This window comes from Thiovibrio sp. Mzg5 (assembly GCF_055379285.1).
In genome coordinates this window covers 852,883-872,760 of sequence record NZ_AP022872.1, presented here as the reverse complement: position 1 = coordinate 872,760, position 19,878 = coordinate 852,883, and the positions used below count along the sequence as shown (strand labels likewise).

Below are 19,878 nucleotides of genomic sequence, written 5' to 3'. Positions count from 1 at the left end.
GACACCATGCCGAAGAGCTACGACAGGAAATCAGGCCGCCAAACGTCGGAGACAGTCCTGTAATCTGGTGACAAGCTGGCCAAGTTCGGGCTTGGATATCTGATCGTCAGCCCCCACGGCATGTCCCTTATGCAGGGCCAGATCATTGACCAACGAAGAAAAAAGCATGACGGGAATGCCATCGTACCCAGTATTTTCCTTGATCCGCTTACAGAGATTATGCCCATCCATGCGCGGCATTTCTATATCGCTGACCACGGCCAGCACCTCGTCGTGCAGGGTGCCATTGATTCTCAGTTTTTCCAAGTACTCCCAGGCATCCTGCCCGTCCGAATGGGAGACAACCCGGTAGCCCGCCCTTTCCAGGGTTTTTCGAATCTGATCCTGAATAACCCGCGAATCATCGGCAATGACCACGGCCTTTTCGGCTTGCGCCCCTTCGGGCCCCACCGAGATAGCATGGGCTTCAGAATCAATAATCATGCTGGGATCTATGGTGGCGATGATGCTCTCGAAATCAACCATCTGGATGATATTGCCATCCACCAGGCACACCCCGGTGAGACTGCTGTAATGGGAAATGATTGGCGGCGGCGGCAGGATTTTCGTCCAGCTGACCCGGTAGACTTTATCCACCCCATGGGCAATAAAGCCGAAAAACTTGCCGTTGATCTCGGTGACAATGACCACCCATTTGGCTCTTGCCTCCGGGGAATGGTCTGGTTCATAGCCAAACCACTCACACAGATCAATCAGGGGGATGGTCCGGTCCCGCAGCAGAAAAACGCCTTTCATGGACGGCACGCTTTCCGGGATCTCGGTAAGGGTTTCCGGCATGGCCACCAATTCGCGAACCTTGGCGGCATTGATGCCATAGGCCGTCCTGCTGATGGAACCGGTGGTCTGGTCACGCCACTGAAGAAAAAGGGTGATGATCTCCAGCTCGTTTGTCCCGGATTGCAAAAGAATGTCGGTCTTGTAACCAGCGGCTTGGCTCATGTAAGGCTCCAATGTGTCGGGATACTGCCCAGGATAAATGATATCGTTTACAATTATAGGAAAGCGGGAAATTACTCAACTAAATAATCAAGCGCTACAGGGTGCGGAAAGGCCAGAAGCAACTCTTATCCCCTGTATTTTCGCAAAACCTCAGCCATGGTCTGAAACAGGTTCTTGGCCTGAACGGGTTTAACGCAGTAATCATCCATCGCGGCAGCCAGGCATTGTTCCTTATAACGGAAAAACAGAAAACCACCGGCCAAACGCGGAGGCGGACTTCCCCAAAAACAGACCATTGGCACACTCTTTTTCTGGTGCAGGCTTAAAAAGTGGGCATGGGCATCAGGCCCCATTTGTGGTTGTCCGTGGTTATTACCACGGAGCGGACCGCATGGCTGGAAGCCTCCAGATCAACAAGGAGAACCGGCCTCCGCTTCAGACCGACCTTGAAGATCTCCGCCGGGGGCACGGGGCGGCCGCTGGCATCATCCACCCGCATGAAAATAAGCCGCTCGACTTCATAATCGGTTTCCACCGAACCCCAGGTCCGGACAAAGTTATAAAAAATCCGAAAAAACTTGCCCAACCCGCCGCTAAAGCGATGCTGGTGCCATTCGAGAATCTCGGGAAACCGCTCCAGCATATGGTCGGAAAACCGCCGATCCTCCTCGGTGAGCAGAGCATTCAAGAAAAAATCCCCGGGCAGCAGATACACCGCATTGGCCTCCTTGCCTTGCAGGGCATCCCGCACCTGAGCCGAGCCAAGGGCTGCCTGGTATACGGCAAGAATTTCCTGCCCCGGGCGGGGAAACACGGAAACAACCTGACGACCATCCGCAGTCGTGACCATGGGCAGCGTCCGCACCGTATGGCTGCGCAAAGCAAAAGCCAACAGCACGGCCAGGGTCACGGTCAGAAAGTAGGCCGCAAAAATCCCCAGCCATTTTGACTGGATCCGGCCAAAGATCAGCCGATACAGCCGTCCGCCCGGCTCGCCGGGCAGAAACATGGGCGTTGTCGCCATGTAACGCGCATAGGCCTCGGGCTGCTCCTGCTGCATCCGCCACTCTTCATTGCGGGCCAGGGCATAATAGACAAAGAGCATGGTGAGGTACATGATCAGAATGATGAAACGCGGCCAGTACAGCATCAGGCCGAAGCCGGAGATGGCGAGGAAAAGATATTGCGGATGGCGGATCTTGCCATAAAAACTGCGGGCCACCACCCCCTTGCCGGTAAAGCGCCCGTAATAGAGCGGGATGGCCGCCAGGGCAAAGAGCAGCAGTCCGACAACCATGAGCACCTGCAACAGGGAAATGGCCCTGATCAGCGGATCATCGGGAAAAACCAGATGCGGCAGAAAAAATTCCGTGGACCAGCTGGTGAGCGGGCTTGCGGCGAGGGCCTGGAGCACAGGACCGTACACCGAGTAAAAATAGAGGGCAAAGGGAGAAATCATGATGATGATTTCAATGCCGATCAGACAGTAGGCAATGACTGTCCAGAGAACGAGCATTTTCTTCCCCTTGTCGACGTCAACCATCCCCTTCCCCTTTGTCCAAAAGCGGCGTACCGCAGACGCCGACAAGTTCGCAGATGGTATCGGAAAGTTTCTGCAAGTCGATGGGCTTGTGCAGAAGAGCATGGGCCCCGCTGTGTTCAAGCATTTCCTCCATATCCGGCACATCGATGCCGGTGACAACGATGATGAACAGTTCGGGGTGCCGCCTCTTGGCTTTCTGCAGAACCTCATAGCCGTTGAGCCCCGGCATCCTCATATCAAGGGTCATGATGGCTGGATTTTCCTCCCTGAGGATCTCAAGGGCCTGTTCGCCATTCGTAGCGACGAAGGTCTCAAATCCCAGCCTTTCCAGATAGGTTTTCAGCAACATGCAGATGGCGCTTTCATCATCCACAATAAGAATTTTTATTTTCTTACTCATCCATACCCCTCGATGGTCCGCTCTTGTTTTTCATCTGCCGACCGCTTCCCTCCCGGCCCGGCACAGATGCGTTGGCAGCAAGATCACAAATTTCCCCTTGCCGATTTCAGCCATTCCCTTGTTCTCCTCCCCAAAACGACTACAGCAAGTGCCCGACAAACCCGTAGATCGTATCGGAAAGCTTCTGCAAGTCGATGGGCTTATGCAGAATCGCGTGGGCCCCGTTGTGTTCAAGCATTTCTTCCATATTCGGCACATCGATGGCAGTGACAACGATGATGAACAATTCGGGGTGCAGCCTCTTGACTTTCTGCAGGATCTCATAGCCGTTGAGCCCCGGCATCCTGATGTCAAGAGTCATGATGGCGGGCTTTTCCTCCTTGAGGATATCAAGGGCATGTTCACCGTTTGTGGCGATGAGCGCCTGAAATCCGATCTTCTCCAGAAAGACCTTCAACGACCGACAGAAGGCGTATTCATCATCCACAATAAGAATTTTTATTTTTTTCATCCATGCTCCCCGCTGATGTTATCCTGTTTTTTCTCTGCCGGATCGCACTCCCTCTGTCCCGGCAGATGCGTTGGCAAAAAGATCACAAACTGTGCGCCCTTCCCTTTCTCCGATTCGACCCGAATGGTTCCGCAATGGTTCTCGATGATGGAATAGACAATCCATAAACCCAGGCCGGTGCCGCGGCCAGGGTCCTTGGTAGTAAAAAACGGGTCGAATATCTTCCCGATTTTGTCCGGGCCAATACCCTCGCCGGTATCGCTGAAGCGGATCTCCACCCCCTCATCCTTTGGCCTGGTTTCAACAATAATACGCTTGTCGTCCGAGGACATGGCGTCACGGGCATTGCTCACCAGATTGAGAAACACCTGGGCAAGCTGATCCTCATCCGCTTCGATCCGGGGCAGATCATGGGCATAATGCCGCTCCACCCGCACATTGTCCAGATTGAGGTCATGCTCAAGCAGGGCGGCGGTCTTGTCAAACAACGCATGCAAATCGACCAGGCGGACCTCAAAGGCATGCTGGTGGGAAAAGGATCTGAGGTTGTTGGTGATCTTGGTGGCACGTTTGATCTGGAGCAGCATTTCATCAATATTTTTCCGCATGCTCGCGGGAATCTTCTCAAGCTGCATGACCTGGGCCAGAGTTCCTATGATATTGAGAGGATTGAGAATTTCATGGGCCACTCCCGAGGCCAGGGTGCCGATGGAGGCAAGTTTTTCCTGACGGATGGCGACCTGCTGGGCAACCTGTAGATTGTCCAGGGCCTTTTGCAACGCATCCTTCGAGTCATGCAGGGCCTGCTCCGCTTTTTTGCGTTCAGTGATATCCAACCGGTATTCGATAATCTGGGTGACATTCCCCCCTTTGTCAAAGATGGGATGCGCGTGGATCTCGTGCGTGGTTTTCTGGCCGTTCCCGCCCTGCTCGACATACTCCATAATAAAGGAGTTTTTGTCCTGCTGCACCCGTTCAAGGGGGAGGTATGGCAATGGCGACTTGCACGCCTCGGTTTGGTCGACTTGTCCCGGACAGCCGGCCAAACCTGCCAGGTGCCGCTGCGCGGAGGAATTGGCCAGCACCACCTGATAGCCCTTGGCATCAACCACAAAAAACGGATGGGGCAAAGACTCAATGAGTTTGGTCAAAAACCTATTCTGCTCGCCGATCTTCTCCTCTGCCTGCTTCCGAAGGGTGACATCGTGGATGATGACAATGGTGGAAACGCTTCCCTCGCCCGCGACAGGCAAAAACTGCAGGGAAACCTGACGACCATTGAGGAGAACCGGCTTCTCTTCTGAAATCTTTTTGGGTGCCTCCACCGGGCCGTTCAATAACGCGGTCACGGCCTCAAAAGAATAATCGCCAAAAACCGCGGCGAATTCCGTGCCCAGCAGCATTTCTTCCGGTATCCCCACCAGTTTTACCGCAGCAGGGTTTGCAAAAATGATCTTCCGATTCGGGGCAAACTCAAGAATCCCTTCGGACATGTTCCTGAGAATTATCTCAAAATGATTCCGGGAAGAGAGCAGTTCCCTGGTGATCTCACGGGTTGCGATCTCATCACGCCCCAGGATATCCCCGGATTTCTCTTTTCTCCCCGCTGGGCTTGCCAGCTCAAGAACCCTGGCCACATGCTTGGCCAGATTGATCATGCTCCCCTTGGCGATGCAGGCATCCGCTCCCAGGGCCGCGAAGTCAAGCTCTTCCTCGGCGGCGATGGCAGAGAGAATGACAAGGAATACCCCTTGCAGATGGGGCATGTTTCGGATGATCCGGCACAGCTTCTCGCCGCTGATGTTGGGCATCACCAGGTCGACAAAAATAAGGTCCGGCACATAGGACTTCAGGATATCCAGGGCACTCAGGCCATCAGAGGCGGTCCGCACCTCATGCCCATCCTTTTCCAACAGGTTGGCAATGAGCTTGAGCACCATGGGGTGGTTGTCAACAACAAGAATTTTTCTGCCCATTTTTTCCTGTGCGCCTCACCAGCTAAAAAGCCTTTTTACCTAATATAACATAGCCTGTTCGTGCCCCAGAATTTTTCTTACCCAAAAAATGGTGTCGAAAAATGTGCCTGCGGATTCAGCCAAACGCCTGACCCCAGCCATCATCTTTTGCAAATTGACTTCTGACAAAAGGGGAGTATAATCTCGCACCAAACCATGACGCCCGGGCCTTGGTCCAGTCAGCCTGCACATTTAGGAGCCGTTACAAAACAACCCTTTGTTTTCTTGACTATTTTGATACGGCTCCTTATGCCGTTTTATGTATGATCCGATGACAACATTATTTTTTCACAACCACGGCTAACCCGCATCACGGAGAGTTTATGTCGAGTTCCCTGCGCTGGAAAATCATCCTCCTGCTTTTTATCACCATCTTTGCCGGCCTGACCGTTGCTCCTTCCTTCACCAAGGTTCCGGCCTGGTGGCAGAAATATCTCGCTCCGGCAGGGCTGAAGCTGGGGCTGGATCTCCAGGGCGGCATGCACCTGGTCCTTAAGGTGGATCTCAAAAAGGCCATTGAAAACAATCTGGACATGTCGGTCCAGGATCTCAAGGAAGCCCTGGCCGAGAAAAAGATCACCGTGGTTCGCACCGCTTCCACCGACGCGCGCAAGATCATTCTCACCTTGCCCAATACCGCCGCCCTGGAAACGGTCAAGCAGACGATCACCAAGGAGTTCCCCGACCTTGACGGCGACTTCCAGACCGTCCAGGGATCCTTCCCCCGGATCATCCTCAGCCTGAAACAATCAAAAATCGATTTCATCAACAATAAGGCGGTGGACCAGTCCCTGGAGATTCTCCGCAACCGGATAGACCAGTTCGGCGTGGCCGAACCGGCCATTGTCCGGCAGGGGACGGACGAAATCGTTATCCAGCTGCCCGGAGTCAAAGATCCGCAGCGCGCCTTGAACCTCATCGGACGCACCGCCCAACTTGAGTTTAAGCTGGTGGACGACACAGCCGGTCTCAACCTGCCGCAGCTCATCGGCCAGGCCATCCAAGCCGGCCAGTGGCAGGAGGACGGCAGTCGGAAACAACTCAATCTCGCCTTGCAGAGCAGACTCCCGGCCGGGACCGAAATCTATTTCGAAAAAAATGTGGATAAGAAAACCAAAAAGGAAACCCGAACCCCCATCCTGCTCAAGAGCCAGGTGCTGATGACCGGCGACATGGTCAAGGGTGCCCAAGTCGGAGTGGGCGGCAACTTCAACGAACCGTACGTGGGCCTCGACCTTACCGGACGTGGCGGCGCGGTTTTCGGCCAGGTCACGGAAAAAAACGTGGGCAAACGCTTTGCCATTGTCCTTGACGAGGTGGTTCGCTCTTCCCCGGTGATCCGGGAAAAAATCCTCGGCGGCAGCGCCCAGATCTCCGGCAGCTTCAGCTACGAGGAAGCAACTGACCTGGCCATTGTCCTGCGCATCGGCGCCCTGCCCGCCCCGGTGGAAATCGTCCAGAACCTGACGGTGGGCGCCTCCCTGGGCCAGGATTCCATCAACAAGGGGCTGATGAGCGGCCTGGTGGGCACCTTCCTGGTCGTGGTGTTCATGGCCGTGTACTACCGGCTCTCCGGGGTCATCGCCAACATCGCCATGGTCCTGAATATCCTCCTGCTCTTTGCCGGACTGGCCATGATGGGCGGCACCCTGACCCTCCCGGGCATCGCCGGTATTATCCTCTCCGTCGGCATGGCGGTGGACTCAAACATCGTCATCTTCGAGAGGATGCGCGAGGAGTTCGCCCTGGGTAAATCCGTGCGCTCCGGGGTCGAGGCCGGTTACGCCAAGGCGCTCTGGACCATCATCGATGCCCATGTGACCACCCTGATCACCGCTCTGGCCCTGTTTCTCTTCGGCACCGGCCCGATCAAGGGCTTTGCCGCCACCCTCTCCCTGGGTATCATCTTCAATCTCTTCTCCACCCTCTTCGCCTCCAAGCTGTTCTACGAGTCCATGCAGGGCAAATGGAAACTCAAGAAGCTTTCGTTCATGCTCTTTCTCAAGAACCCGAACCTTGACTACATGCGGATCAAAAACCTGACCTTTGCCATCTCCGGCACCTGCGCGCTCATCGGCTGTCTGGCTTTTGTCCAGATCATGCGCGGCCAGGCCAACATGGGCGTGGATTTCTCCGGCGGCACCCTGCTCCAGTACCAGTCCACCCAGCCCTTCTCCCTGGGCGAGATACGCACCGCCTTGGCAAAGGGCAATCTTGAGGGCGTCGAGCTGCAAAAGGTCGAGGGCGAAAACCGGTTGATCGTCAAGATAAAAAACAGCGAAAAGGTGGTGGGCCACGTTTCCGAAACAGTCACCGCCCAGCTGAACAGTGATTTCCCGGATAAGCACTTCGTGGTAGAAAACCAGTCGGAAATTGGCTCTTCGGTGAGCGACACCCTGCGTTCCAAAGCGCTGCTGGCCGTGATCATCTCCCTGCTCGGGGTGGTCATCTACTTGGGGTTGCGTTTTGACCTGCGTTTCGGCGTTGCCGCCACCTTGGCCACCCTCCATGACGTTCTGGCGGTGCTCGGGCTCATTTGGCTGCTCAATATGGAAATCACCCTGCTCACCGTCACCGCGCTCCTGACCCTGGCCGGATACTCCCTGAACGACACGGTCATCATCTTCGACCGAATCCGCGAAAACCAACACAAAAGCGACGACCCGGAAAACATCACCGACGCCCTGATCAACACCAGCACCAACGAGGTGTTGAGCCGCTCCATCGTCACCTCGCTCACCGTGTTTCTGGTTCTCGCTGCCCTGTATGCCTTGGGCGGTTCGGTGATCCACGATTTCTCCTTCGTCCTGCTGGTGGGGGTCATAGTGGGCGCCTACTCCTCGGTCTTCGTGGCCAGCCCTCTGGTCACCCTCTGGCACCGAGGAAAAACAGCGTAGATGCGCCCCGATCTTGCCCCAGAGCATGTCCGGCCCCTGACTCCGGACGAGACCTTCCGGTTCCGCTGCCATCCCGGCGTTGCCTGCTTTACCGACTGTTGCCGGGAACTGGAGCTTGCCCTCAGCCCCTATGATGTGCTCCGGCTAAGTAAACATCTGGGTCTTGCCCCCTCGAGCTTTCTCGACCAATACGCGCTCGTCGAGCAGGCTGAGGGCAGCGCCTTACCCCAGGTGTTCCTCTGCATGGTGGATGATGGCCGGGCCAGCTGCCCGTTTGTGACCGCCACCGGTTGCCGCGTTTATGCCGACCGCCCCGGTGCCTGCCGGACCTATCCCTTGGGACGCGGGGCCTTCACCACCCCGGAGGGCGGACGGCACGAGATGCATGTTCTCCTCACCGAGCCCCACTGCAAAGGATTTAACGAGGGCGAGCCTCAAAGCATCACCGCCTGGCAAAAAGACCAGGATTTGGCCTTCTACAACGCCATGAACGATGAACTACTGCCCATCCTCCACCATCCCCGCCTTAAGGATGGCCATCCGCCGGAGGAGCATGAAGAGGAAATCTTCCTGTTTCTCTACAGCCTGGACACCTTTAGGCACCAGCTCCTCGACGGTTCCCTTGCCCTGCCCTTTTCCCTCACGAAAAACGAACGGCAGGAACTTGCCACGGAAGACCTTGCCCTGCTCCGTCTCGGCATCAGGTGGTTGGACCATGTCCTCTCCAGACGCTGACACTCCCCTGGCCAGCCTCTCTTCCGGGCCATTACAGGGCGAACCGCCCCTCGGCCGGGAACTCACCGAGAGGCTGCTGGCCATTTCCCATGAGTACTGCCAGGCCGAAGGCGGCTGCCACGGCCCGGATCACACCGAGCGGGTCCACAATCTGGCCCTCCATATCGGCCGGTTGATGAACGCCCGTCTGGATATCCTCAGCGCCGCAGCCCTGCTCCACGACATCGGTCGCAGCCAGGAAATGCTGTCCCAGGGCAAGATCTGCCACGCGGCCAAGGGTGCGGAGATGTCGCGCACCATTCTCATGGGATTAGGATTTTCTCCGGAGATGCAGGAAGCAATCATCCACTGCATCGAAGCGCACCGCTACCGCAACAACAAGGTGCCGGAAACTCTGGAAGCCAAGATTCTTTTCGATGCGGACAAGCTGGACTCCATCGGCGCCATCGGCATTGGCCGAGCCTTTCTCTTTGCCGGCCAGGTCGGGGCCCGGCTGCACAACCGGGGGGTGGATGTGGCAAAAACCTCCTCCTACTCCACGGAAGACACGGCCTATCGGGAATTTCTGGTGAAACTCTGCAAGATCAAAGACAAGATGCTCACCCCGGAAGGCAAACGGTTGGCTGCCGAGCGGCATGAGTTCATGGAGGTTTTTTTCAAGCGTCTGGACAAAGAGATTCACGGTAGCCCCCGCAACAACTCCGACAATTCGCAGTAGCCCAGGCCCCCACCTTGGACACCACCACCCAACGCCTCGCCATCATCATCAAAGACCTGCGGAGGGCCGTCCTGACGATGGGGATTGCCCTGCTTCTGGGCTGCCTTGGTTTCTACAGCATCTCCCGCCCGCTGCTGGCCGCAATCCAAAACCATCTCCACCAGAAACTCGCTTTCTTCACGGTGGCCGAGCCCTTTCTCGCCCATCTCACCGTCTCCCTGGCCATGACGATCTTTACCATCATGCCCATGCTCAGCTACTTTCTCTGGCGCGCCCTGGCCAAGCCCTTCAAATTATCCCGCCTCCTGGTTTTCTGGTTCGTGCTCTTCACCTGCTTTCTATTTTACAGCGGAGCAGCCTTCTGCTATTTCGTCACCCTGCCTTTTGGTATCGATTTTCTGCTGGATTTCCAGACCGAACAACTCCGGCCCGTTATCTCCATCAGCGAGTTTGTCTCCTTTGTCACGATCTTTGTCCTCGCCTTCGGACTGATCTTTGAGCTGCCCATCTTCATGATCTTCATGGCCAAGATAAAAATCCTGCCCAGGTCGTTCTTTGAAAAAAACCGCCGCTACGCCGTGCTGGTTATCAGCATCATTGCCGCCCTCCTCACCCCAACCCCCGATGTTTTCAATATGATGCTCATGGGCATCCCCCTCTATATGCTTTATGAAGTGGGGATCATTGTACTGAAACTGCTGCGGATCGCATAAGCCGCCGCAAACAGTACCTGGACGCCGCTTTGGGGAACATGAGCAGCGCATACTGTTTGCATACAACTACATTACGGACAGATAATAAGGCACTTGTCGTCGGTGAACCCGCGCAATTGGCTGCAACAGAAAAATCATGGAGCTGGTAAGCTGAGATAGCTCGGGAGAACGGGGGCAGGCTACTTTTGGGAGTGGATTTTCATGAGGCGGATATACCAAGGAGTCATGCTATGCCCTTTAAAACCAATAAAGATTTACCCAAAAATGTAATCCATGTACTTCCTGCCCATGCTCAGGATATTTACCGGGAAGCGTTTAATCACGCCTGGCAGGAATATGCGAGCCCTGAAGAACGCCGGGGCGATGCTTCCCAGGAAGAAACGGCGCATAAGGTGGCATGGTCAGCGGTGAAGAAAAAATACAAAAAGACCGGTGCTACGTGGACAGCAAAAAAATGATTATTGATGATTTTTTCATGAGGTTAATATGCCAAGGGTTGCGCACAGCCTAGCAGACGGGAACTTCTCCCAAATCCTCAATTAAGGCAATGACCGTCGGCAGGTTTTACACAGCCATGCGAAGATCAGGCGCTTTTCTCGATCTGCTCCCCTTTTACAGCTCGCCAAACTCACCGATTGCATGAACTTTGCATCTATGCTATCTAACAGGAATAATAAGAGAAAAAATTAGTCAAATCCCAGGCTCAACCGGGACAAACCCTTTGCAACGGGCTACCATGCTAGTGAACCTTTCAGAGACTGACCGTAAGAAAGTGCTGCTGTACAGCGTACTCATTGTCGCTGTGGTCGGCGCGTGGTCCGTATTCGGACCATACGGGGCTTTGAAGTACTACGGGGTTGCCAAGGAGCTGAACGAAATCCTGGCCCAGAATGAGCAGTTGCGCGAAACGAATACTGCTTTGCGACAGGAAATCAACAAGCTGAAACACGACCCGGTCTACCTGGAAGATGTGGCGCGTCGGCAATTCGGCCTCATTAAGAAGAATGAGGTTATCTACGAGTTTCCCGAGAAAAAGAAGCGGCACGAGTAAACACGGCCTCCTTCTCCCCCTAGTATTTTACCCCTCTATATCCTGCACAATCCACTGCACCGCCGCATAAAGATCATCCGCCACATAGGTCGGTTGCACCGGCTGGGCCGGGCCAATATACTCGTAATCCCCCCGGCCATAGCCGGTGAGCACCAGAACACCCTTGGCCTGCACCGCCGCCGCCGCTTTGAGATCCGACCAGCGGTCACCCACCACATAAGAGCGTTCAAGATCAAGGTCCAAATCAGCCGCCGCCTGGAGAAAAAGACCCGGCTTTGGTTTCCGGCAATTGCAGGCGAGACGGAAGCGCTCTTCCTTGGCCTCGGGATGATGGGGGCAAAAGTAAATGCCATCCACATGGGCTCCGGCCTCGGCCAGCGCCCCGTTCATCTTGGCATGCACCTCTCCGATCAGGCTTTCTGGGAAATAGCCCCGGGCCAGGCCTGACTGGTTACTGACCACCACCACCGGAATCCCCTGCTCGTTGAGCAGGCGGATAGCAGCCGCAGCCCGTGGCAGCATGACAAAACGGGTGATGTGGTTGATGTAGCCCATCTGCTCGTTGATGGTGCCATCCCTGTCGAGAAACACGGCCGGTCGCATGGTTATTCTCCTTCAGTTGTGCAAAAGTCTGCAGGTGGCCGCGTACACCTCATCCACCCCGATCTCCAACATGCAGGCAAAATCGTTGCGGGGGCAGTGGGTTTTCAGACACGGGCTGCAAGGAAGATTTTTGTTCACCACCTCCACCTTGGGGGAGAACGGCCCGGTGGCCACCGAGTCGGTGGAGCCGAAAATGGCGACCAGCGGGGTTTTCAACGCGGCAGCCACATGCATGAGCCCAGAATCGTTGGTGACAAAGGCATCGCACAGACCGATCAGGGCCATGGCCTGGGCCAGAGTGGTCTTGCCCGTGAGATCATGCACCTGCCCCACCGCTGCCGCGCCGATCTCCGCAGCAGCCTCGGTATCGGCGGTTGTGCCGAAAACCAGCAGGGTGGCGCCCTGCTCCTCGGCCAGACGTTTGGCCAGCCCGGCATACCTGTCCGCGGGCCAGCGCTTGGCCGGGCCATAGGCCGCGCCGGGATTCAAGCCGACCACCGGCTTGCCCGCCTTGGCAGCAAGAAAATCCCTGGCCCAGGCCATGGCGGAATCCGGCAGGGCAAGAAACAGCTCCTGGGGGGAGCACACCAGACCAAGATCCTTGAGCATCTCCTGATAATAATAGACCTGGTGCCGCGCCCTGGTGCTTTTTCGGATGGTAACCCCATGCGTCAGCAGCAGACCACGGCCATCCCTGCGGTATCCGGCCCGAACCGGGATTCCGGCCATCAAGGCGAGCACGGCGGCGGAAAAGGCATTCTGCAAAAGGATGGCCAGATCAAAGCGCTGGGCGGCAAGCTCCCGACCCAGACGCCACATCCCGACCAACCCCTTATGCCGCCCTTTCTTCTCATAAAGCATGACCCGGTCCACATGGGGGCAGGCCGTAAAGATGTCCGCCACCCAAGGGTATGCCAGGATGGTTATCTCGGCGGCGGGGAAATTTTCCCGGATGGTCCGCACCGCCGGGGTGGTCATGATGGCATCGCCGATCCAGTTGGTGGAACGGATCAAAATCTTCTTAGGCCAAAGCTGGCTGATTGTTTTCGTCATACCTGTTCCTGGGATATGTTGCCTGAAGTGAAGTTGGGACCTTTGCTTTTTTTCCCGGAGGCGTCAAGTTTTTTTCTTACTGGAAATTTCGGGGAAGGCGGAGATAATCTTTCTGCTGTTCTCTCTTTCTTCTTTTGCGTGCCCAAAAGAAGAAACAAGAAAAAGGCACCCCAACCAGTCCTGGCCCTGCGGGCTTCCCTTACTTCTCGCCGGGAGCGGGACGCGGAAAAACTCGGGCTTCGCCCTCAAACAGTTCCCGCGTCTTTTTCCGCCCCCGCCTGCGAGGCGCGGCAGGACAAATGGGGGGGGGAGGGGAAAACTCCCATTGGCACGCAGCCGAGCACCGGAGAGAAAGAAAAAAAGACCAGCCCCCCTCTTCTTCCTTGCAAAAAAACGGTTCGGATGTTAAAAAATTCGGGTTCAAAAATAATCACACCCCTGAAAATGTTCCTCTGGTGCCCAAATTCGGGTTGGAACGATGGGGTGGAAGCCAAACCAAAACCAAAGGAGAAGTACCATGTCTTTCGTTACCATGAAGGAAATGCTGGAAGCCGGCATGCATTTTGGCCATCAGACCCGTGGCTGGAACCCGAAAATGAAGCCGTACATCTACGGCGCCCGCAACAAGATATACATCATCAACCTTGACAAGACCCTGCCGCTTTTCAACAAGGCCTACGAATTTATCGCCAAGACCGCAGCCAAGGGTGGCACCGTGCTTTTTGTCGGCACCAAACGCCAGGGCCAGGACATCATCAAGGAAGAAGCCGAGCGTTGCGGCATGTACTACATCAACAACCGTTGGCTGGGCGGCATGCTGACCAATCATCAGACCATCAAGAACAGTGTTGATAAGCTGAAGAAATATGAAGCCATGCAGGAAGACGGCACCATCAACCATTATCATAAAAAAGAAGCCCTCCAGATCCAGAAAGACGCGGTCAAGCTGGACCGCAACCTGGGCGGCATCAAGAACATGAAGGGGCTGCCCGCCGCCATCTTCCTCATTGATCCGAAACGGGAAAAAATCGCCATCGAAGAGGCCAACCGCCTCGGCATTCCGGTGGTTGCCCTGATCGATACCAACTGTGATCCCAAGGGCATCGACTACCTGATCCCCGGCAACGACGACGCCATCCGCGCCATCAAGCTGATCGCCTCGAAAATGGCGGATGCCGTTTTGAGCGGCCAGGAGAAACTTGCCGCGGTCCATCAGGCTGCCACCGATAAGGATATCGAAGCCAAGGCCGTGGCCGCAAAAGGCGACGAATAACCTGCCTCTCTAAAATGCACCCGGCGGGACTCCTCTGAGCCCGGCCGGGTGCTTCAATTCTGAGACGCGTCCAGATTACACGAGAACATGAAGAAGGTAGAACCGTGAATATTACAAGTCAGATGGTAAAAGAACTCCGCGACAAAACCAACGCGGGCATGATGGATTGCAAAAAAGCCCTGACCGAAACCAGCGGCGACATGGAAAAGGCCGTTGATCTGCTCCGCCAGAAAGGCTTGGCTGTTGCCCAGAAGCGGGCAGGCCGGGCTACCAGCGAAGGCTTGGTGGAAACCTACATCCAGGCCGACGGCAAGCTGGGCGTCATGGTCGAGGTAAACTGCGAGACCGATTTTGTCGCTAAAAGCGACGCCTTTATCGAATTCGCCAAGAATGTCGTCTTGCATGTGGCAGAGACTACGCCGCCCGCTTCCCCTGCCGACCTCATGGCGCAGAAATTCGTAAAAAACCCCGCCCTCTCCATTCAGGATATGCTCAACGAGCTGGTAGCCAAGCTCGGCGAGAACATCGGTGTCAAACGCTTTGCCAAATTCAACGAAGGCGTGATGGAAACCTACATCCATGCCGGCGGCAAGCTGGGCGTCATGGTCGAGATAGCCTGCGAGAACGACTCGGTTGCCAAGAGCGCCGATTTCAGCGAGTTCGCCAAGAATATCTGCATGCATATTGCCGCGGCCAACCCTGTTTCCATCAGCCGCGAAGAAGTGCCGGCGGACCTGGCGGAACGTGAGCGCAACATCTTCATCCAGCAGGCCATCGATTCCGGCAAGCCCGCGAACATCGCGGAGAAGATGGTGGGCGGCAAGATGGACCGCTTCTTTGCCGAGAGCTGCCTCTTGGAGCAGAAATTCGTCAAGAACCCCGACATCTCGGTGCAGGATCTGGTCAAGGAAATGGCAGCCAAGCTTGGCACCGGCCTAAGCATCAAGCGCTTTGCCCGTTTTCAGGTTGGCGCATAACGCTGTTTGGCCTTCAATATGAAAGGAACGGCATAAGTGGCCGTAAATGAATAACCAGAAAAACATGGATAATTCCTTAACGGCCCCTAAATACCAAAGAGTTCTCCTGAAGCTGAGCGGCGAAGCCCTGATGGGCGACGCCGCTTTCGGCATCAGCACCAAGGTGCTTGATTATCTCGCCGCCGAGATCCAGACCCTCGTGGACCTCAAGGTACAAACCAGCCTGGTCATCGGCGCGGGCAACATCTTTCGGGGGGTAGCTGGCGCCTCTGCCGGCATGAACCGGGCTGCCGCCGACAACATGGGCATGCTGGCCACGGTCATCAATGCCCTGGCCCTGCAGGACGCCCTGGAAAGAAACGGCATCGCGGCCAGGGTTCTCTCCGCCATCCCCATGATCACGGTCTGCGAACCCTATTCCCAGCAAAAGGCAGTACACCATCTCCGCAAGGGGCGGGTGGTGATCTTCGGGGCAGGTACTGCCAACCCGTACTTCACCACAGATACGGCCGCCGTTCTCCGGGGTCTGGAGATCAATGCCGATCTGGTCTGCAAGGCCACCCGGGTCGATGGCGTCTACGACAAGGATCCCCTCAAGCACAAAGAGGCGGTCAAGTTTTCCCAGCTCAGCTTCAGCGAGGTTCTGCACCGGCGTCTCAAGGTTATGGACTCGGCGGCAATCTCCCTGGCCATGGACAACAACACCTCCATCATGGTTTTCGACATGAATATCCCCGGCAATATGAAAAGGGCCATCTGTGGCGAACAGATCGGCACCTTGATACAGGGAGAGGACAATGAATGAAATTATCGACGCCCTGACCGAAAAAATGACGGCCAACATCGAGGCCTTCAAGCGCGATCTCACCAAGGTTCGAACCGGCCGGGCTACCACCGCCCTGCTCGACGGGGTAAAGGTCATGGCCTACGGCTCGCCGCTGCCGCTCAACCAAATCGGCGCAGTGACCATCCCGGAAAGCAGGATGCTGGTTATCCAGCCCTGGGATGCCAAGCTCCTTCCCGCCATTGAAAAGGCGATCTTCTCCTCGGACCTGGATCTCAATCCCTCCAACGACGGCAAGATGATCCGGATCAGCATCCCGCAGCTCACCGAAGAGCGGCGCAAGGAGCTGGTGAAAACCGTCAAGAAGATCAGCGAGGAGCACCGGGTTGCCGTGCGCAATCTCCGGCGCGACGCCATCGACACCCTGAAAAAACAGAAAAACAACAAGGAAATCCCGGAAGACGACTTTTTCCGGATGCAGGAGGAGGCCCAACACGCCACCGACAGGTTCATCAAACAAATCGATGAAATCCTGGCTGCAAAAGAAAAAGAGGTCATGGCGGTTTAGGAGCCGTTACGAATTAAGTGCTCCCTTGCCGTTCTTGCTATCGAATTGGCGATAATATTATCGGGTTACAACGGCTTGAACCTTTGCGACCTGCCCGGCCTTGCTTCCGCCGATTGCAAGCTGTAATCCGCTGAAAACCGAGATCGTCCCCATGCCCAAGCTCGACACCGCAGCCCTGCCCCGGCATATCGCCATCATTATGGATGGCAATGGCCGCTGGGCCCAGCAGCAGGGCAAACCCCGCATCATGGGCCACCGGGCCGGAGTCGAATCCGTACAGGATATCGTCCGGGCCGCCCGGGAACTTGGCATTGGCGTGCTTACCCTGTACGCCTTTTCCACGGAAAACTGGAAACGCCCGCCCCTTGAAGTGCAGGCCCTCATGGGGCTGTTGAAGACCTTTCTCGAAAGCGAGCTGACCACCATGGTCCGCAACAATGTGAGCCTGCGCTGCCTGGGCCAGAAAGACCGAATTCCCCCGGAAGTCCGTACGGTTATGGAAAGGGTGATCCGGGAAACCGCTGACAATACAGGGCTGATCCTCAATCTCGCCTTAAGCTACGGCGGCAGGAGTGAAATCACCCAGGCCGTGCAGGCAATCGCCCAAAAATGCGTGGACGGGGTTCTGAGCCCCGAGACAATTGACCAGGCAGTTCTGGAACAGCACCTGTATACGGCGGGCTTGCCGGACCCGGACCTGCTGATCCGCACCGGAGGAGAAACCCGGCTGAGCAACTTTCTCCTCTGGCAGGCATCCTATGCGGAGCTCTATTTTACGGAGATTCTCTGGCCGGACTTCAGAAAAGAGAATTTGCTCTCTGCCATTCTGGACTTCCAGAAACGGCAACGGCGTTTTGGTAAAACAGGCGAACAGGCGGAACAGACACACGACCAATGATCATGAGCCGCCGAATGCGCTTATGACAGGACCAGCATGAAACGACTCATTACCGGTGTTATGGCAAGCGCGGCCTGGTTGCTCCTTCTTTTCCTGGGGCCGTTCCCGCTATTTTGGCTGGTCATCACCGGTTTGGCCGGGGTGGCACTGACCGAATACCTGACCATTGTTCTGCCCGGACTCAGCCAACGGGCCAGACTGCCCCTTATCCTCTTCGGCCTCTTGCCCCTGCTTGGCGCTTATGCCGGTGAGGCCACCGGCCTGCTCTGCGGTCTGAGCCTTGCCCTGATCGTTCTCCTGCTCCACAGCCTTTCCCGCTACACCAGCCTTGCCCAACCCTACGAGGTTATCAGCCGCAGCGGTTTCGGCTACCTGTACCTCAGCCTCTGCAGCGCTTATCTGGTTCTGCTCATGGCCCTGCCGCAAGGCCGCGCCTGGCTGCTCCTGCTCACCGCCATCACCGTGGCCTCAGACACCGCCGCCTTTTATACCGGCAGCAAATTCGGCAGACACAAGCTCTGCCCGGCCATCAGCCCCGGCAAAACCTGGGAAGGCTTTGCCGGGGGCTTAGTCGGCAGCCTGGGCGCGGCCCTGCTTGTCCGGCACTTTTTTTTGCCCGAGCAAGGTCTGGTCTGGATATGCCTCATTGTTCTCCTGCTGGGTTGCCTTGGCGCGGCCGGGGATCTTTCCGAATCGGTGATCAAAAGAGCCTTTGGCGTCAAGGATTCCGGCAGTCTGCTTCCTGGGCACGGCGGCTTGCTGGACCGCATCGACTCCCTGCTGCTCACCGCGCCGGTGCTCTATTACCTAGTGTATTTTGGCACAGGATTGTGTTTACGGTGAACCATGCGGTTGCACTTTACTGCTGACCGTCATTTTTTAAGAGAACTGAAGAAGCCATGAAAAATATTTCCCTGCTTGGCTCCACCGGCTCCATCGGCCGCAATGTACTGGAGGTGGTCCGTCAGTTTCCCGGACGCTTCCGCATCGTGGGGCTGGCCGCCGGCAACAATGGCCGCCTGTTGCGTGAGCAGATCGAAGCCTTCAATCCGGAAAAGGTCTCCATCGGCAACGCAAAACTGGCTGGCGAACTGGCCCAGTCCCTGCCCGCCGGCTGGTCTGAAAAAATAATGACCGGGACGGAGGGCAATGTGGCCGTTGCCACCCTGCCCGGCGCGGATACGGTCGTCTCCGCCATCGTCGGCGCTGCCGGGCTCACCCCCACCCTGGCTGCCATCGAGGCCGGGAAAAACATCGCCCTGGCCAACAAGGAAACCCTGGTCATGGCCGGCCACCTGGTCATGGCGGCGGTAAAACGCTGCAAGGTGACCCTGCTGCCCATCGACAGCGAGCACAGCGCCATTGCCCAAGCGCTGGAGGCCGGAAAAAAAGCGGATGTCAGCAAGCTGATCCTCACCGCCTCGGGCGGACCGTTTCGCAATCTGGGGGAGCGCGAACTTTGGGCTGTCACCCCGGAACAGGCCCTGGCCCACCCCAACTGGGAGATGGGCAAAAAGATCTCCATCGACTCCGCCACCCTGATGAATAAAGGGTTGGAGGTCATCGAAGCCCGCTGGCTCTTTGACATCGGGATCGAGGATATCGAGGTGCTCATCCACCCGCAGAGCATCGTCCATTCCATGGTGGAATACGTGGACGGCTCGGTGGTCGCCCAACTGGGGGTGCCGGACATGCGCATCCCCATTGCCTATGCCCTCTCCTATCCGGAACGGCTGCGGATGAATCTGCCCCGGTTGAACCTGGCGCAGGCCTCGGACTTGAGTTTTTCCCGCCCAGATTTTGAAAAATTCCCCGCCCTGAAACTCGCCTACCAGGTGTGCAAACGGGGCGGCAGCCTGCCGGCGGTGCTCAATGCCGCCAACGAAGTGGCGGTTGAGGCCTTTCTCGCCACCACCATCCGCTTTCCGGAAATTGCCCTGGTGGTTGCGGAAACAGTGAGCCGGTTGCCAAGGGAAGAGGGGGCCAGCCTGACCGCGATCCTTGACGCCGACCTTGCCGCCCGGATGCAGGCGGCCTCGATTATCGAAGCCCTGCGCATGCAAACCCAACAGCGCCTGGGTAAAGACGTTCTCAGTCCGGAGCTGCCGCCCGGACACACACCCTTAACCATTTGAAGAGA

20 protein-coding genes are annotated in these 19,878 nt (G+C 56.4%); 13 read left to right on the top strand and 7 right to left on the bottom strand.

The genetic code is table 11. The annotated features are described in order from the left end of the window. Positions 1–30: 30 nt before the first annotated feature. From ACZ46D_RS03990 to ACZ46D_RS03970, 5 genes are all read right to left on the bottom strand, one after another. The gene (locus ACZ46D_RS03990) at positions 31–999 is read right to left on the bottom strand and encodes a chemotaxis protein (RefSeq protein ID WP_464928741.1); all 969 of its coding nucleotides are present in this window, start codon (positions 997–999) and stop codon (positions 31–33) included. A 322-nt stretch (positions 1,000–1,321) separates the two neighbouring features. Continuing rightward, complete coding sequence (locus ACZ46D_RS03985) at positions 1,322–2,542, bottom strand: methyltransferase family protein (RefSeq protein ID WP_464928740.1); 1,221 nt, start codon at positions 2,540–2,542, stop codon at positions 1,322–1,324. Continuing rightward, complete coding sequence (locus tag ACZ46D_RS03980) at positions 2,535–2,942, bottom strand: response regulator (protein WP_464928739.1); 408 nt, start codon at positions 2,940–2,942, stop codon at positions 2,535–2,537. The genes ACZ46D_RS03985 and ACZ46D_RS03980 overlap by 8 nt, the downstream gene beginning before the upstream one ends. A gap of 139 nt (positions 2,943–3,081) precedes the next feature. Next, positions 3,082–3,453 (bottom strand): response regulator, encoded by a 372-nt coding sequence (locus ACZ46D_RS03975; protein WP_464928738.1) that lies wholly within the window; start codon positions 3,451–3,453, stop codon positions 3,082–3,084. Then, on the bottom strand, positions 3,450–5,429 hold the full coding sequence (locus tag ACZ46D_RS03970) for a hybrid sensor histidine kinase/response regulator (RefSeq protein ID WP_464928737.1): 1,980 nt from the start codon (positions 5,427–5,429) through the stop codon (positions 3,450–3,452). The genes ACZ46D_RS03975 and ACZ46D_RS03970 overlap by 4 nt, the downstream gene beginning before the upstream one ends. 362 nt (positions 5,430–5,791) lie before the next feature. Between ACZ46D_RS03970 and secD the strand changes: the two genes are divergently transcribed. From secD to ACZ46D_RS03940, 6 genes are all read left to right on the top strand, one after another. After that, a complete protein-coding gene (gene secD, locus ACZ46D_RS03965; protein WP_464928736.1) occupies positions 5,792–8,365 on the top strand; it encodes a protein translocase subunit SecD in 2,574 nt (857 codons plus the stop codon). Beyond that, positions 8,366–9,100, top strand: coding sequence for a YkgJ family cysteine cluster protein (locus tag ACZ46D_RS03960; RefSeq protein ID WP_464928735.1), 735 nt, complete (start codon positions 8,366–8,368; stop codon positions 9,098–9,100). Then, the gene (locus ACZ46D_RS03955) at positions 9,081–9,818 is read left to right on the top strand and encodes an HD domain-containing protein (protein ID WP_464928734.1); all 738 of its coding nucleotides are present in this window, start codon (positions 9,081–9,083) and stop codon (positions 9,816–9,818) included. The genes ACZ46D_RS03960 and ACZ46D_RS03955 overlap by 20 nt, the downstream gene beginning before the upstream one ends. A gap of 14 nt (positions 9,819–9,832) precedes the next feature. Then, the gene (gene tatC, locus ACZ46D_RS03950; protein WP_464928733.1) at positions 9,833–10,531 is read left to right on the top strand and encodes a twin-arginine translocase subunit TatC; all 699 of its coding nucleotides are present in this window, start codon (positions 9,833–9,835) and stop codon (positions 10,529–10,531) included. 230 nt (positions 10,532–10,761) lie between these two features. Beyond that, positions 10,762–10,989, top strand: coding sequence for a ChaB family protein (locus ACZ46D_RS03945; RefSeq protein WP_464928732.1), 228 nt, complete (start codon positions 10,762–10,764; stop codon positions 10,987–10,989). Positions 10,990–11,267: 278 nt separating this feature from the next. Next, entirely contained in the window at positions 11,268–11,582 is a 315-nt protein-coding gene (locus ACZ46D_RS03940; protein ID WP_464928731.1) for an FtsB family cell division protein, read from the top strand. A gap of 27 nt (positions 11,583–11,609) precedes the next feature. Here the strand turns inward: ACZ46D_RS03940 and gmhB are convergent, their stop codons facing one another. Together gmhB and waaF are read right to left on the bottom strand one after the other, a co-directional pair. Then, positions 11,610–12,185 carry a D-glycero-beta-D-manno-heptose 1,7-bisphosphate 7-phosphatase gene (gmhB, locus tag ACZ46D_RS03935; RefSeq protein WP_464928730.1) on the bottom strand — a complete coding sequence of 192 codons (576 nt, stop codon included), beginning with the start codon at positions 12,183–12,185 and terminating at the stop codon, positions 11,610–11,612. 12 nt (positions 12,186–12,197) lie between these two features. Beyond that, positions 12,198–13,238: a lipopolysaccharide heptosyltransferase II gene (gene waaF / locus ACZ46D_RS03930; RefSeq protein WP_464928729.1), complete on the bottom strand. Its 1,041-nt coding sequence runs from the start codon at positions 13,236–13,238 to the stop codon at positions 12,198–12,200. A 517-nt stretch (positions 13,239–13,755) separates the two neighbouring features. On the opposite strand from waaF, the gene rpsB reads away from it, so the two are divergent. The 7 genes from rpsB to ACZ46D_RS03895 all read left to right on the top strand — a co-directional run bounded on the left by rpsB (position 13,756) and on the right by ACZ46D_RS03895 (position 19,873). Then, on the top strand, positions 13,756–14,511 hold the full coding sequence (gene rpsB, locus ACZ46D_RS03925) for a 30S ribosomal protein S2 (RefSeq protein WP_464928728.1): 756 nt from the start codon (positions 13,756–13,758) through the stop codon (positions 14,509–14,511). A gap of 104 nt (positions 14,512–14,615) precedes the next feature. After that, positions 14,616–15,488, top strand: coding sequence for a translation elongation factor Ts (gene tsf / locus ACZ46D_RS03920; RefSeq protein ID WP_464928727.1), 873 nt, complete (start codon positions 14,616–14,618; stop codon positions 15,486–15,488). A gap of 46 nt (positions 15,489–15,534) precedes the next feature. After that, a complete protein-coding gene (gene pyrH / locus ACZ46D_RS03915) occupies positions 15,535–16,293 on the top strand; it encodes a UMP kinase (RefSeq protein WP_464928726.1) in 759 nt (252 codons plus the stop codon). Continuing rightward, the gene (gene frr / locus ACZ46D_RS03910; RefSeq protein WP_464928725.1) at positions 16,286–16,840 is read left to right on the top strand and encodes a ribosome recycling factor; all 555 of its coding nucleotides are present in this window, start codon (positions 16,286–16,288) and stop codon (positions 16,838–16,840) included. The genes pyrH and frr overlap by 8 nt, the downstream gene beginning before the upstream one ends. Positions 16,841–16,991: 151 nt before the next feature. Beyond that, positions 16,992–17,738, top strand: a complete 747-nt coding sequence (locus ACZ46D_RS03905; RefSeq protein WP_464928724.1) for an isoprenyl transferase — start codon at positions 16,992–16,994, stop codon at positions 17,736–17,738. A gap of 36 nt (positions 17,739–17,774) precedes the next feature. Continuing rightward, positions 17,775–18,581, top strand: a complete 807-nt coding sequence (locus tag ACZ46D_RS03900) for a phosphatidate cytidylyltransferase (protein WP_464928723.1) — start codon at positions 17,775–17,777, stop codon at positions 18,579–18,581. A gap of 56 nt (positions 18,582–18,637) precedes the next feature. After that, complete coding sequence (locus ACZ46D_RS03895) at positions 18,638–19,873, top strand: 1-deoxy-D-xylulose-5-phosphate reductoisomerase (RefSeq protein ID WP_464928722.1); 1,236 nt, start codon at positions 18,638–18,640, stop codon at positions 19,871–19,873. Positions 19,874–19,878 lie beyond the last annotated feature (5 nt).

What these genes read in the sequence shown, in the direction of transcription:
- ACZ46D_RS03945 (WP_464928732.1), top strand. Translation starts at nt 10,762, where the DNA reads ATGCCCTTTAAAACCAATAAAGATTTACCCAAAAATGTAATCCATGTA.
- ACZ46D_RS03970 (WP_464928737.1), bottom strand. Translation starts at nt 5,429, where the DNA reads ATGGGCAGAAAAATTCTTGTTGTTGACAACCACCCCATGGTGCTCAAG.
- ACZ46D_RS03900 (WP_464928723.1), top strand. Translation starts at nt 17,775, where the DNA reads ATGAAACGACTCATTACCGGTGTTATGGCAAGCGCGGCCTGGTTGCTC.
- ACZ46D_RS03940 (WP_464928731.1), top strand. Translation starts at nt 11,268, where the DNA reads ATGCTAGTGAACCTTTCAGAGACTGACCGTAAGAAAGTGCTGCTGTAC.
- waaF (WP_464928729.1), bottom strand. Translation starts at nt 13,238, where the DNA reads ATGACGAAAACAATCAGCCAGCTTTGGCCTAAGAAGATTTTGATCCGT.
- ACZ46D_RS03905 (WP_464928724.1), top strand. Translation starts at nt 16,992, where the DNA reads ATGCCCAAGCTCGACACCGCAGCCCTGCCCCGGCATATCGCCATCATT.
- pyrH (WP_464928726.1), top strand. Translation starts at nt 15,535, where the DNA reads ATGAATAACCAGAAAAACATGGATAATTCCTTAACGGCCCCTAAATAC.
- ACZ46D_RS03895 (WP_464928722.1), top strand. Translation starts at nt 18,638, where the DNA reads ATGAAAAATATTTCCCTGCTTGGCTCCACCGGCTCCATCGGCCGCAAT.
- ACZ46D_RS03975 (WP_464928738.1), bottom strand. Translation starts at nt 3,453, where the DNA reads ATGAAAAAAATAAAAATTCTTATTGTGGATGATGAATACGCCTTCTGT.
- ACZ46D_RS03985 (WP_464928740.1), bottom strand. Translation starts at nt 2,542, where the DNA reads ATGGTTGACGTCGACAAGGGGAAGAAAATGCTCGTTCTCTGGACAGTC.
- ACZ46D_RS03960 (WP_464928735.1), top strand. Translation starts at nt 8,366, where the DNA reads ATGCGCCCCGATCTTGCCCCAGAGCATGTCCGGCCCCTGACTCCGGAC.
- rpsB (WP_464928728.1), top strand. Translation starts at nt 13,756, where the DNA reads ATGTCTTTCGTTACCATGAAGGAAATGCTGGAAGCCGGCATGCATTTT.
- frr (WP_464928725.1), top strand. Translation starts at nt 16,286, where the DNA reads ATGAATGAAATTATCGACGCCCTGACCGAAAAAATGACGGCCAACATC.
- ACZ46D_RS03955 (WP_464928734.1), top strand. Translation starts at nt 9,081, where the DNA reads ATGTCCTCTCCAGACGCTGACACTCCCCTGGCCAGCCTCTCTTCCGGG.
- ACZ46D_RS03980 (WP_464928739.1), bottom strand. Translation starts at nt 2,942, where the DNA reads ATGAGTAAGAAAATAAAAATTCTTATTGTGGATGATGAAAGCGCCATC.
- ACZ46D_RS03990 (WP_464928741.1), bottom strand. Translation starts at nt 999, where the DNA reads ATGAGCCAAGCCGCTGGTTACAAGACCGACATTCTTTTGCAATCCGGG.
- secD (WP_464928736.1), top strand. Translation starts at nt 5,792, where the DNA reads ATGTCGAGTTCCCTGCGCTGGAAAATCATCCTCCTGCTTTTTATCACC.
- gmhB (WP_464928730.1), bottom strand. Translation starts at nt 12,185, where the DNA reads ATGCGACCGGCCGTGTTTCTCGACAGGGATGGCACCATCAACGAGCAG.